The organism is Butyricicoccus porcorum, assembly GCF_002157465.1.
GTDB classification, from domain to species: domain Bacteria; phylum Bacillota; class Clostridia; order Oscillospirales; family Butyricicoccaceae; genus Butyricicoccus_A; species Butyricicoccus_A porcorum.
The window spans coordinates 12755-25980 of record NZ_NHOC01000008.1 but is presented as its reverse complement, the minus strand read 5'-3'; the positions used below and the strand labels follow the sequence as shown (position 1 = coordinate 25980).

General features: G+C 50.3%; 14 protein-coding genes. All 14 read left to right on the top strand.

Features of this window, described 5'->3' with window-relative positions; translation table 11 throughout:
• Positions 1-234: 234 nt before the first annotated feature.
• The 14 genes from CBW42_RS09695 to CBW42_RS09635 all read left to right on the top strand — a co-directional run bounded on the left by CBW42_RS09695 (position 235) and on the right by CBW42_RS09635 (position 13209).
• Positions 235-1419 carry a phage portal protein gene (locus tag CBW42_RS09695; protein WP_087020638.1) on the top strand — a complete coding sequence of 395 codons (1185 nt, stop codon included), beginning with the start codon at positions 235-237 and terminating at the stop codon, positions 1417-1419.
• Between the two features lie 21 nt (positions 1420-1440).
• On the top strand, positions 1441-2178 hold the full coding sequence (locus CBW42_RS09690) for a head maturation protease, ClpP-related (protein WP_087020635.1): 738 nt from the start codon (positions 1441-1443) through the stop codon (positions 2176-2178).
• The gene (locus CBW42_RS09685) at positions 2178-3374 is read left to right on the top strand and encodes a phage major capsid protein (protein ID WP_087020632.1); all 1197 of its coding nucleotides are present in this window, start codon (positions 2178-2180) and stop codon (positions 3372-3374) included. The genes CBW42_RS09690 and CBW42_RS09685 overlap by 1 nt, the downstream gene beginning before the upstream one ends.
• Before the next feature lie 84 nt (positions 3375-3458).
• Positions 3459-3764 (top strand): hypothetical protein, encoded by a 306-nt coding sequence (locus CBW42_RS09680; protein WP_242969846.1) that lies wholly within the window; start codon positions 3459-3461, stop codon positions 3762-3764.
• A complete protein-coding gene (locus CBW42_RS09675; RefSeq protein ID WP_087020626.1) occupies positions 3733-4092 on the top strand; it encodes a phage head closure protein in 360 nt (119 codons plus the stop codon). The genes CBW42_RS09680 and CBW42_RS09675 overlap by 32 nt, the downstream gene beginning before the upstream one ends.
• On the top strand, positions 4073-4411 hold the full coding sequence (locus CBW42_RS14465) for a hypothetical protein (protein WP_133058288.1): 339 nt from the start codon (positions 4073-4075) through the stop codon (positions 4409-4411). The genes CBW42_RS09675 and CBW42_RS14465 overlap by 20 nt, the downstream gene beginning before the upstream one ends.
• On the top strand, positions 4392-4841 hold the full coding sequence (locus tag CBW42_RS09665; RefSeq protein ID WP_087020620.1) for an HK97-gp10 family putative phage morphogenesis protein: 450 nt from the start codon (positions 4392-4394) through the stop codon (positions 4839-4841). Before CBW42_RS14465 ends, CBW42_RS09665 begins: the two co-directional genes overlap by 20 nt.
• 10 nt (positions 4842-4851) lie before the next feature.
• Positions 4852-5463, top strand: coding sequence for a major tail protein (locus tag CBW42_RS09660; RefSeq protein ID WP_087020617.1), 612 nt, complete (start codon positions 4852-4854; stop codon positions 5461-5463).
• Positions 5460-5864, top strand: a complete 405-nt coding sequence (locus CBW42_RS09655) for a hypothetical protein (protein ID WP_087020614.1) — start codon at positions 5460-5462, stop codon at positions 5862-5864. The genes CBW42_RS09660 and CBW42_RS09655 overlap by 4 nt, the downstream gene beginning before the upstream one ends.
• 38 nt (positions 5865-5902) lie before the next feature.
• On the top strand, positions 5903-6052 hold the full coding sequence (locus CBW42_RS14690) for a hypothetical protein (protein WP_165761124.1): 150 nt from the start codon (positions 5903-5905) through the stop codon (positions 6050-6052).
• An 11-nt stretch (positions 6053-6063) separates the two neighbouring features.
• Positions 6064-9018: a phage tail tape measure protein gene (locus CBW42_RS09650; protein WP_087020611.1), complete on the top strand. Its 2955-nt coding sequence runs from the start codon at positions 6064-6066 to the stop codon at positions 9016-9018.
• 3 nt (positions 9019-9021) lie between these two features.
• Positions 9022-9834: a hypothetical protein gene (locus CBW42_RS09645; protein ID WP_087020608.1), complete on the top strand. Its 813-nt coding sequence runs from the start codon at positions 9022-9024 to the stop codon at positions 9832-9834.
• A complete protein-coding gene (locus tag CBW42_RS09640; protein WP_087020604.1) occupies positions 9834-11030 on the top strand; it encodes a phage tail protein in 1197 nt (398 codons plus the stop codon). Before CBW42_RS09645 ends, CBW42_RS09640 begins: the two co-directional genes overlap by 1 nt.
• Positions 11020-13209: a M14 family zinc carboxypeptidase gene (locus tag CBW42_RS09635; protein ID WP_087020601.1), complete on the top strand. Its 2190-nt coding sequence runs from the start codon at positions 11020-11022 to the stop codon at positions 13207-13209. The genes CBW42_RS09640 and CBW42_RS09635 overlap by 11 nt, the downstream gene beginning before the upstream one ends.
• Positions 13210-13226 lie beyond the last annotated feature (17 nt).

Genomic DNA, 13226 nt, shown 5'->3' with positions numbered 1-13226 from the left:
TACCCATTGCCGATTCTATCTGTTTGATGACACGAACACTCCGGCTCTACCTGCACAAATCGAACGCTGCGAATAGGAGGATGGCTGACTGACTCATCTACGGGCGTGAATGCCCTTGGAGGTTCGGGTCAGACCATTACCTTCCTATTCTAACAGCTTAGGCAACGAGTTGTCCCGGCTCGTGGCTGGCTACCACACATCCGGGGCAAATATATAGTAACAGGAGGTGAGAAATTGGGGCTGAATTTTAAACGCTGGTTATTGCAAAAACTCGGCGGAGATCAGGCGCAAGTATCGAATGAAGATGTTACCGCCGCAGAAATGTTTGGTCTGTCTGCGGAAATTCATGTGAGGGAACTGGCGTTTTGGCAATGCACGAACATGATTGCAAATGCAGTCAGCAAATGTGAGTTCAAAACGTTTCAAAACGGAAAAGAGATCAAAGGCGATGAATATTATCGATGGAACGTAGAGCCGAATAAAAACCAGAACAGCAGCGTTTTCCTGCAAAAGATGATCTCGAAGTTGTTCTCCGAGAATGCAGTTCTGGTGGTTGAGGCGAGTGACGGTCAGCTGCTGGTGGCGGACAGTTACAGCCGAAAGGAATATGCCTTGCTTGAAGACGTGTTCACGCAGGTCACAGTCGGAGACTTTGTCTTTAAACGTTCGTTTACGCAATCCGATGTGCTCTTTATTCCGCTACACAGCCGGAATATGCGCCCCCTAGTCAATGGATTGTACGAGACGTACAAGAAACTTATCGAGTACGGAATGAAGTCATATACCAAATCACGCGGCATGAAAGGTGTACTGAGCATCGACACAATGGCGGCGGGAGACCCAAAAGCAAAGGAAATCTTTGAAAGCATCAAAAACGAAGGGTTCAAAAGATTCGCGGACGCTGAAAATGCTGTTTTGCCGATGTGGAAGGGTATGGATTACACCGACATTGGCAGCAAAACGTACTCCAACGAGGGCACACGCGACATTCGCGCGATGATTGATGATGTATCCGATTTCACAGCGCGGGCATTTGGCGTGCCACCTGCATTGCTGTCCGGAGATGTGCAGGGCGTGAGCGATGCACTCGACCAGTTCTTGACGTTTTGCATTGATCCACTGTGCGACATGCTTAGCGAAGAAATCAACCGGAAATTATATGGAAAGTCTGTGTTAAATGGGGATTATTTGCAGATTGATACCAAATGTGTGAAGCATGTTGATCTGCTCAGCGTATCGACTGCGATCGATAAGCTGATTTCGTCTGGTGCGTTCTGCATCAATGATATCCGCGTGCTGGTCGGAGAGCCTCTTATTGAAGAAGAGTGGGCGTATAAGCATTTCATTACAAAAAACTACTCAACGGTGCAGGATTTGTTAGCTGCGCTGAATCAACAGATGGATCCTAATACGGGATAAATACTCGGAGGTGAGATTTTAATGAAAAAGTATTACATGCTCGAGCAGGATGGGACCGCTGCCAGCGTGACGATCTACGGGGATATTACTTCGTGGCCATGGGAAGAGAGCGACGTCTCGGCTTATCTGCTCAGCAAACAGATTGACGGCATTGATGCGGATTTGATTGATGTGTATATCAATTCTTATGGCGGGGAGGTGTCCGAAGGTCTGGCGATCTACAATGCCTTGAGACGTCACAAAGCGAAGGTTGCCACACACTGCGACGGATTTGCGTGTTCTGCGGCGTCTGTAGTATTCATGGCAGGCGACGAACGCTTGATGAGCGACGCTTCGCTGTTGATGATCCACAACGCATGGAACTATGCTTGCGGAAATGCGGCAGAGTTGCGAAAAGCTGCAGATGATCTGGATGTAATCAGCGACGCGGCAGCGAATGCATACAGAGCCTGTGTAAATATCGGAGATGATAAGCTGAAGGCGTTGCTTGATGGCGGGACGTGGATTGCGCCGAAGGATGCCGTGGATATGGGATTTGCTACTGCGATCCAACGGGATTCCCATAGTGGCACGCCGACAGCATCCGCCCGCAGTCATATCATGGAATGCCTGCTGCAGCCGAAGTCTGGCGCACCGGCAAGCATTGATGTGGGTGATCTGGCCAGCAAACTTGCTGAAGAAATGAAAACCCGCATGCAGCAGAATCCACCGCGGGACAACAAATTTATGAGCGCATTGATGCGCGGAAGGAGATTGTGATGAGGAATCTTGATCTGATCAGACAGGAGAATGAACAGTTTCGTAATCAGCTTGCAGCAGCTGTACAGGATGGAAGTCCGGATGCTGTAGCAGAGGCATTTACTGCGTATGCCAGACACATTGAGGATTCCGTTATAGCAGAGGCACAGAGTCTGGCACATACCACAGATGCAAGTATTCTGGCTTCGCGTGGTGTGCGTCAGCTGACCGGCGAAGAGCGCAATTATTACTGCAAAGTAATTGATGCAATGCGTTCTGATAACCCGCGTCAGGCGCTGTCCTCGCTGGATGTGGTGCTTCCTAAAACGACGATTGATGCAGTTTTTGGGGATCTGACCAATACCCACCCGCTTCTGGATGCTATCAATTTCCAGAATACGTCCGGATTGGTAGAGATTATCGTAAACACTGGTTCGAAACAGCTGGCCACCTGGTCTGCGCTTAGCTCCGAAATTGTAAAGGAGCTGACTGGCGGGTTTAAGAAGATTGGTATGGAACACAACAAGCTGGCGGCCTTCCTCCCAGTGTGCAAGGCGATGCTTGATCTCGGACCGGAATGGCTCGACAGATATGTTCGCACACTGCTCTCCGAGGCGATTTATCTGGGACTGGAAGAATCGATTATCAATGGTACCGGTAAGGACATGCCGATTGGCATGAATCGTCAGGTCGGCGATGGAGTAACGGTAACCGGAGGTGTGTATCCCGAGAAGGAGACTGTGGAACTGACTTCGCTGGACCCGATCACCTACGGTATCCTGCTGTCTGGCATGTCTACGACACCGAATGGTAACAGCAGAGTGATTGAAAGTGTTCTGATGATTGTTAATCCGAAGGACTATCTGACCAAGATTATGCCGGCAACCACTGTGCGTGGGGCAGATGGAACATTCACCCGGAATGTATTTCCGTTCCCGACTACAGTCATTCAGTCTGTGCAGGTTCCGGAGGATCGGGCCATTATTGGTCTTGGCGACCGGTATTTCATGGGTATTGGTACAGCCAAATCGGGCAAGATTGAGTATTCCGATGAATACCGCTTCCTGGAAGATGAGCGTGTCTACCTCGTAAAGTTGTACGGACACGGTGAGCCGCTGGATAACAATGCGTTTGTGTATGCAGATATCTCTGGTCTGACCCCGTATGTACAGGAAGTTACTGTTACGGGCACGGTAAACACTAAGGAGCAGACGTAAGAGACACACCGACTTCGTGTCCAAATTGGACACGAGGTCGGTGACTGCTAAGGTTCCGGCATAAGCTGGGAGGTAACGATACAGTTGACGGACGAAATTTTGTTCGCTGCGCGAAATTACCTGAATATCACGTGGAATGATGCTGGGGAGAATGAAAAACTCTCTGGCATCTTATCCAGAGGTATGCAGTATCTAAATCAAATCGCGGGGACTGAACTGGATTACGAGGCAGAAGATTCCCCCAAAGCTTTGCTATTTGAATATGCGCGCTATGTCCGTGCGGAAGCACTGGACGAGTTCCAATCGAATTATCTGCACGAATTGCTGTCGCTACAAATTCGAGAGGAGGCGAAGCGATATGATTCGGAACAGTCGGACACAGACGTTTAATGATGGAATAGTGCATATTTACAATGTTTCGGATTCAGCTGAAGATGGAAATATGCCCGCAGAAAAGTTGACGCCTAAGGAAACGCTGAGATTTCATAGGCGCACGATCGGACTGACGCGGTATTATACAGCGCTGCAAGCAAATCAACAGGTGGATGCGGTTATCCGTTGCCCATATCGGAGAACAGTATCCGCGCAGGACATTGCGCAAATCGAAAAGAAACAGTACCGGGTAACGCTGGTACAGGTTCCAGAGGATATTGTACCGCCTGTGATGGATCTGACGCTGGAAAGGTTGGAACAAGATTATGAGCTTGCAGAAAGTTAAGAACGCCTTGCTGACCGTAGGCGTACCAGTAAATCACTATTCAGCGATCAAAAAACCGAATAGGTACATTGTTTGGGCGGAGGAATCCCAGGCGTCTGCGATTTGGGCGGACGAGCGCATGGTCGATCAGGCGATTCAGGGCACGATCGACTATTTTACACGCACGGAATACGATGCGAATGCGGAGGCTATAGAGCAGGCATTGAATGATACACAAATTTCATTCGCGTTGAACAGCGTGCAGCGTGAGGACGAAACAGGATATATCCATCACGAATGGATTTTTGAGGTATTTGCAGATGGCGACGATTCGGTTTAAACGCGGCGACGATTATATTTTGAAACTTGAACGGGTCGGGAGCGAGGCTGATGAAACCACCCGGCGTGCACTGTATGAGGGCGCAAAGGTTGTCGCCGATGCTGTAAAAAACAATATCCGAAATCTGCCGTTATGCGATGCAGAGAAGTACATTCTTCGCGATTTGGAGGAATCTTTTGGAATTACACCGATGCGGTCAGACAGAGGTGGATGGGAGGTAAAGCTGGGATTTGACGGCTATGGCAGTCGAAAAACAAAAAAATATCCACGTGGCCTGCCAAATCAATTAGCTGCCCGAGCAATTGAAAGCGGAACGAGTTTCCGCCCAAAACATCCATTTGTCCGGACTGCGGTAAATGCAGCGCGCGGGCCGTGTCGGGAAGCTATGAAGCGGCAAATCGATGAAGACATTGAGAAAATCATGAAATGAGGCGAAAAATATGGCAAGTATTGGTCTGAGGTATCCGTACTATGCGAAATACAACTACAATGAATCGACTGGAGAAGTTACGTATAGCGGCGGAGGACTGCTTGGAAAGGCGGTAGACTTTTCTGCAAAAATTGAAAGCGGAGATGATAACAATCTGTATGCTGACGACGGAGTAGCAGAATCCGACACCAGCTTCGGCGGAGGAGAATTGACCATTACGACTGATGACCTGACGCAGGATGCATCCGCCGATATTATCGGCGTAAAAATATCGGAGACTACTGTCGGAAGCGAAAAGGTGACGGAGCTGGTATACGATGAAGACATGCAGACGCCGTATTTGGGATTTGGTGTAATCATTCCGCGCAGAAAAAACGGCGTAACGAGCTACCGGGCTGTTGTTTTTTTGAGGATCATGTTTTCCGTGCCGGAGGAAGCGGCCAAAACGAAGGGGAACAAGATCGAATGGACGACGCCGTCATTAACGGCAACAATCCTGCGCAGCGAGGCTGAGAAAAGCCCGTGGAAGCGCGAGACAACGGTGGAGTCGCTGGCAACAGCGAAGGCGTATATCAAACAGATTCTGAATATCACAGATGCGACTACAGGAGGAACGGCATGAATCGGTTGGTTGACTATAAAATTGGAGGCCGCACGATGCGGTTGAATTTTTCGGTTGCTGCGGCTGAAGCTCTTGCGGAGACGAAAGGAACTTCTGATTCCGCATTGGCAGAAATTGATGAACTGAACAAAACGGATCCTGATCAGGGAATGGTCAAGCTGCTTGAGCTTTTCATTCTGATGGCAAAGCAGGGAAAGCGATATTGTGATATCGTTGGCGAATCATGTGATGAGCCGTTTACGCTTGAAGAGATGAAGACGCTTGCACCGCGATCTGGAGAAGAGCCACAGCAGATTTTTGATGCGGTTCTTCTTGCCGTGCGGAACGGAGGCGCGCAAACCGTTGCGGTGGAAGCGGAAAAAAACGTGGAAACCGCGCCCGACAGTCAGGAAACCGACTGACGAGAGCGTGGTTTTTATATTGGGGCGGTGTGTTAGGCATGGAGCGGAAGCTCCTGCTCAGCACGCCGATCGGAGAATTGTTTGACCTGATCGCCTGCTGGCAGATTGCCAGAGGCGCAGAAGAGAAAATCATCTATGATGATCCGGCAGATGAGTTTGACGCAATGGTACCGGAGGACTGGACGTAAGGAGGCGAGCCATGAGCTACGATATCGGACCCAGAATCGGAATCGAGGGCGATACACAATATAAGGCCGCCTTGCGTGCAATCACATCTGAAACGAAGTCTCTTGCGGCCGAGATGAAGGCAGTAGAATCCTCATTTACATCCGCGGATGGCAAGGAGTCCAAGCTTACCGCCACAAATAAGGTTTTGCAAAAGCAGGTTGCAGCGACCTCTCAGCAAATCAGCATCCTCAACAAGCGATATGCTGAGGAAAAGAAGAAACTCGATGAGCTCGATGCAGCACTGTTTGAAGCAAAAGAAACGTTTGGCGAAAATTCGGAGGAAGCTGCGAAGGCACAGAATGCCTACAATCGACAGGCTGAAGCTGTCAACAGACTCGCGACACAGATCAACAATGCGCAGGCAGATTTAAATAAATTCTCCGGACAGTTACGGCAAAATGAGCAGGAACTGTCGGAGTTTGGCGATTCCACTGACGATGGACGCACCGCACTCCAGCGTTTGACAGATGAGATCAGCAGCCAACAGTCGAAAATGGACGGGCTGCAAACCGATTACAAAAATGCTGTGTTGACGTTTGGTAAAACCTCAACGGAAGCACGGCAACTGGCGGGACAAATCAAAAAGCTGTCCTCGGAGTTATCTGACAACGAGAAAAAAATGAGCGATGTAGAGGATGCGGCCAGTAACATGGCAGGCTCTCTCAGCAGTGGATTAGATGCGGCAGGTGCAGCGATCGCTGGCGCAGCTGGCGGAATTGCGTCGGCGATCACCGGCAAAATCATTGATACTTTGCATGAGGCGGCTTCTGCGGCAGTAGAGTTTGCTGACCAAACGCAGTCATCAATGGGAGACCTGGCTGCACGCACGGGGGCGACAGGAGCAGAGCTGGAGAAGCTAGGCGATGTAGCAGAGACGGTTTATAAACACAATTTTGGAGATTCTCTTGATGAGGTCTCTGAGAATGTGTCAATTGTCAATCAGTTGCTCGGGGATATGCCTGCCGAACAGATGGAACAAATCACTGAGTACGCGATGGGCTTGTCTGACGCATTTGATTATGAAGTATCCGAAAGCCTTCGTGCAGCCAAAACGCTATATCAGAATTTTGGAACAAGCGGAGAGGAAGCGTTCAACCTGATTGCGCAGGGTGCGCAAAATGGTTTGGATTACTCCGGAGAGATGCTAGACAGCATCAGCGAGTATAGTGTTCAGTTTAAAAAAGCTGGATTTTCTGCCGAAGATATGTTCAATATTTTCGAATCTGGCGTTGAGGCTGGGGCGTTCAATCTAGACAAAATCGGCGATGCGGTTAAAGAGTTTTCCATCCGCGCTGTTGACGGCAGCAAAACTACAGCAGATGGATTCAAGCAGTTGGGTCTTGATGTTGATGAAACTGCAGAAAAGTTTGCAAAGGGCGGAGACAGCGCAAAAGAAGTATTCTATGAGGTCATTGATGGACTTGCATCGATGGAAGATCCTGTCAAGCAAAATCAGGTAGGTGTTGAGCTGTTCGGCACAATGTGGGAGGATCTAGGACCGGAGGTTGTTACGCAGCTGGGCAGTATCCGTGATGGGTACGATCAGACCGCTGATACCATGCAGGAGATCAATGACGTACAGTATGACACGCTCAAGGACAATATATCTGCAATTGGGCGCGTTATACAGACAGATCTTTTGACACCGATCACAGACCGGTTAATGCCCACGTTATCCGGAGTGCCAGATGCATTGGATGGAGCGTTTAAGAGTGCAGGCGAAGCGCTGAATGATCTGAAATCCACAGTGCAACCGGTATTTGATGCGCTGGAGGCATCGATGGAACCGGTGCGAGAAAATCTGAGCGAAGCGTGGGATGAACTGCAGGAGGCTGGAGCGCAGCTTGCGCCACTGATTGAACCCATCGGGCCGGTGGTTGAAGGTGTTGCAAAAATCCTTGGAGGACAATTTGTAGGTTCGCTGGGACTGGCGGCAGGTGCTATTTCTGGCATTACCGGCGCGCTTTCGGGTGCGATCGAAATGTTTTCCGGTCTGGTTGAAACTGCTGGAGGCGCGCTGCAAGTTGTCGTTGGCCTTGTCACCGGAGACGGCGAACTTATAAAATCTGGATTCGAAGACATGAAGAGCGGCGTCACGACCACGTTTGGCGGAATGTGCGACACTGTTACTGGCGCGGCAGGCGGATTGTTTTCGGGCGTTTCGGCTTATTTTGGCAGCCTTGCGCAGTCCGCAGGGATTGATGTCGAAGGCATGAAAACTGCCGTATCTACCAAGTTTGGGCAGATGAAAGAGGCGGCCACAACAAAAATGAGCAGCATGAGTACGTCGATCGGCACACATCTCGCGAATATCAAGGGTTCTTTTTCGACGAACATGGAGAGCGCGAGATCTACGGTGAGTTCGAAAATGGACAGCATTAAAAAGGCGTTTTCTGAAAAAATGGAGTCTGCCAGAAAAACGGTTAACGAAGCAATTGATAAGATCAAAAGCGCGTTTAATTTTACGTGGTCTTTGCCGAAAATCAAACTCCCTCATTTTTCGATTACCGGTTCGTTTTCTCTGTATCCGCCATCTGTACCAAAATTTTCGGTCAGCTGGTATAAAAATGGTGCAATATTTTCGTCTCCGACATTGTTTGCTACAGCTTCCGGGATGAAGGGTGTCGGAGAGGCGGGCGCAGAGGCTGTGTTGCCGCTTTCCACCCTGTGGGAAGAGATGGAAAAGCGCCTCACAGCAGCTCTGGAGAACATCAATGCATTTGGAACCGGTGCATCATCAAACGCCGCGGTCGATACTGCTGCTATTATTGCTGCCACGCTGGATGCTCTGTTCGCGCGTTTGGGCACAGGCGGATTGGAGCTGAAACTTGTGGATGGCGCAGAACGCATACTTGCAAAAGCGATGGCTCCCGAGATAAGTGCGCAATTGGCGTACTTGGCGGCATTGGAAGGAAGGGGCGTGTGAGAAATGATTGGGAATTTCAGCATAAACGGTATACATATCAGGTCGCTTGGGTTTAACACGCTGACAGACAGCTACATTCATTCGCCAAAGCCGAAGATCAAACAGACAGAGATCAGAGGAAGCTCCGACGTCTTCGATACGACCGAATACGGAGGTTTTGTGGCCTACGACAGAGGCGAAATCGTGACAACAATCGGAGGGAAATTTGCGAAATCAATGTGGCCGTACAAAAAGACCGAAATTTCCCGGCTTGTGAACGGAAAGCTGTGCAAACTCATCTTTGACAGAGATCCGGGATATTATTTTTTGGCGAGAGCATCCAGCGTGGTACCGAGCTTGACTGCATCACGAATTGGCAGCATCAAAATCACTTGGACCGCAGAGCCATACAAATATGAAATTTCCGATGGAACGGAGCCGCAGGAATGGGACACTGTCGACCTGATGGACGGTGTGTTCCGCGAGTACGAGCCGACCGTTGTTTCGGGATCGGAGATATTTGAGATTGTCGCTCGGGACAAGCCGGTTGCGCTGGAAATCGAGATTATTGACGACGGCAGCGAGGATTGGCCTACAAGCCTTGGCGATATTTATGTGTCGCATGCGGAATCTGCCGACGCGACCAAGTGGTATGATCGCACAAACATAGGCCCGGTACCGGAATACACGGACGACAGCGGCGTGATCCATGTAAGTGTATTTCGCCCGCGCGTGACGCTTCCGGAGTTTTTGTTCGGTGCCGGTACGACGCATTATGTGAAAGTCGAGGGCAACTGCACAGTGCAGATGCACTATCGGGGAGGCGTGCTGTACTAATGCGTATGATTTGTGTCAGCGCCGCACAGCGGCCGCCTGGCATCTATAAAATCGAGCTGCTGGATCTGCGCGGCGAGAAAATCGGCGTGTTGCATTATCCGCACAGCCCCAACATGTTAATTGACCCGGTGATGTCGCGCGGCGTCAACCGGGCAGGCACGCTGAAATTTAATATTTCGGTTGAGCACCCATACTACGAGTACATTGCTGACCGGCAGTGTTATTTGCGCGTGTGGAGGGATGGGAGGCTGATCTTTGAATGTCGGCCGATTCCACCGATCACCCGGGCAGACGGCATTAAATCCGTCACTTGCGAGGGCGCGCTGGCGTACCTAAACGACACGATCCAGTGGAGGAAGACCTATCATGATACATCGCCTGCGGAATACCTGCAGGATAAGATCGACTGGCACAATGCGCGCATCGGAGATGACGATCCGATGCGACAGTTTACGTCGGTCGACTGTACCGTCACCAACAGCACGGACAACGTCTATCGGCAGGACAACGACCTGCCGAACACCTTGACAAACATCCGGAAAAAACTGGTAGAACGGCTGGGTGGATATGTCGATGTCACGTATACCGTGATGACGGAAGAAGGCGGAAATGGAAACGTAGTATCGCAAACGGTAGAAAAAGGTCTGGAATATATTCCGGATCTGCCGAAGCTGGAGGGGCAGGAGGTGCGCGCAGGTGTCAACCTGCTGTCCTGCGAGACAGCGGCATCATCGGATGATTTTTACACGGTACTTATTCCTCAGGGCGCGACGCTGGAGGGGAGTGATTATCCGCTGGATATCCAATCGGTAAACGACAATCATACCTTTGTGGAATGTGCTGACGGTGTTGCGCAGTATGGCCGTATTTGGGCAGTGAAAACATGGCAGGACGTCACGGATGCTGCGAACCTGAAGGAAAAAGCGCAAGCCGACGTGGACAGCCAGCTTGACCGGCCGGAGTCAATTACCGTCAGCGCAGCTGACCTGTATTATTCCGGTGACAGTGATGCCCCGCTGGAATACGGCCACAAAATCTATGTAGCCGACAGTGCGGACGGCGTGTCCGGCTGGTTTGACTGCACGGACGAGGAAATCCATATTGCAGACCCCAGCCAGAACACATACACGCTTGGCTGCCGTCGATCCAGCATCACGCAGCTGGCCGGCGAATGGAGAGTGAAATATGGCAGTTAACATTACGCAAGAGGTCGAGAATATCCGCAATGCAACCTATGCACGGGATGTGCGGAATGCGATGGCGGACAGTCTGGCGAAGATGGCGGGCGTAGCTGGAGATGACGAGACCTTTGAACGCTATGTAACGGAAGCTACAAATCAGTATTTGCAAGAGCACCCGGATGCCGTTGCCCCGACAGATGAGCAGGTCAATGCCTGGCTGGATGCCAACGGTGTAACAACCGGCGCAACCGCCGAACAGGCGGAGCAGATCCAGCAGAACACACAGGACATCCGTTTATTTACAGAAGAACTTGAAAACAATATCAATTCACTCTCTCTGTGGGAAAGCGGACAGATCAATTCGGATGGAACGAACAATACAAACAACACCCGAATCCGCACGATCAGCTACATACCCGATAATGTCATTCGCGTCAAAGCGGACGATCAGGCAAATGTCAGGGCACAGTTGTATGCCGCAGACGGTACATTTGTGAAGGTGTCCGATCTTGGATTTACACAGGATTTTTTGGTTGCAGATGTGCTGGCAGAAGATGCGCAGGCATCAAAAATCCGGTTGATTGCCAGACACGTAAAAACGACGACGGCGATTGACACAGATTATGCGGAACATATTCAGCTGCTTACTCTGACGGACACGGAACTGACTGCCGCCGGAAAGTCGGCAGACGCAGCGGCAACCGGTGCGGCGATTGCGGCGCTGGAAAAAACAGACAGCGACCAGCAGTCACGAATCTGTAGTATTGACCATATCCTGTCCCCGGTGTGGGAACAGGGTCACATCAAGACTGCGGATGGTACAGACGGTTTGCCGACTGCAAACAGTTTTGCCCTGCGTATCCGAACAGGCTTTCTGCCGGAAGATGTGCGGAAGATCACAACGTCCCGGCTGGGATGGCTGTATCTGTTCCGCTATGACAAAGACGGAAATTTTGTGGATTATATCGATTACGAGGCGTCAGCAGAGGTGACCGATTTCGACCACAGCCAATATTTATACCGTGCGATGCTGCGCGACGGCTTGGATTATGGCGCTGCGACGGATCTGTCCTACACGGCGTATGTCAAAATCGAAAATAAGATCAACCGACCGCTTGTGCGGTTTGAAATCGACTATACTATGCGCGATGTATCCGGCGATTTGTCTGGCGTGGATTTATCTGCCGACACCCTGTCGGAGAAAACGCTGGAGCAGGTGTACAGTCTGTTTGACGGGCTGGTTACAGCGTATCCCGACTATGTGACAAAATCAGATGCAGCGGGGCTGTGCAGTATGACATACCCCGATTATGCCAACGGCGTATCGGGCAGCAGCATATATGAAGATACGCCGGCGTATCAAACATATTTGTACAAATTTTCAGAATCCAACGAATGCGCCGGAAATGATGGCACATGCAGAAAGGCGAAGCTGCTGATGATCTGCGGCGTGCATGGAAATGAATATGCCGCACCATACAATGCCTATCTGTTTGCAAAGCAGCTGTGCGACAGCGTTTTGACAGACGAAAATTTCTTCAAGCTGCGGGCGGCCTTTGATATCTATATCATCCCGTGTCTGAATGGCTATGGCATGTACCACGGACTGCGCGGCAATGCCAACGGGGTAAATATCAACAGAAATTTCCCTGTTGAGGACTGGAAGGTGCGGAGCGAAGATACGAAGGACACAGCAGCGAACAATTACAGTGGCCCATCTGCCGGAAGCGAATTTGAAACACAGCTAGTCATGAACATAACGGATTTGATTCAGCCGGATATGTGCATTGACCACCACAACTACAACAAGGAAAAATGGCAGTTCTATACAACGGTATGTGATTACCGATGGCTGGGGTTGATGTATCAGTCGTTGGTGGACTGTTCGTGCGCATTCAAAAAGAACTATCCGCAGTATTTCGGAACCGGATTTTCCCTTCTGGTAGATAAATCCGGCGCGGCGCCATCCAGCGTGTCGAAGGATAAGACGCTTTGTACGGCGTCCAAATGGTGGTATGAAAGCGGTATGACATTCGCCGCCACAGTAGAAGCAGCCGTGTCAATCAACTATACCGACGGCGTTTATACGGATACCACTACAAATTACTACGGTATGGACACGTTATCCGTCGCAGAATATACGCTGCGCAATGTGGTTTTGCACGCGGCACAGTATGTGCTGGAGAATCGATGATTAAATGGAGGTATTCA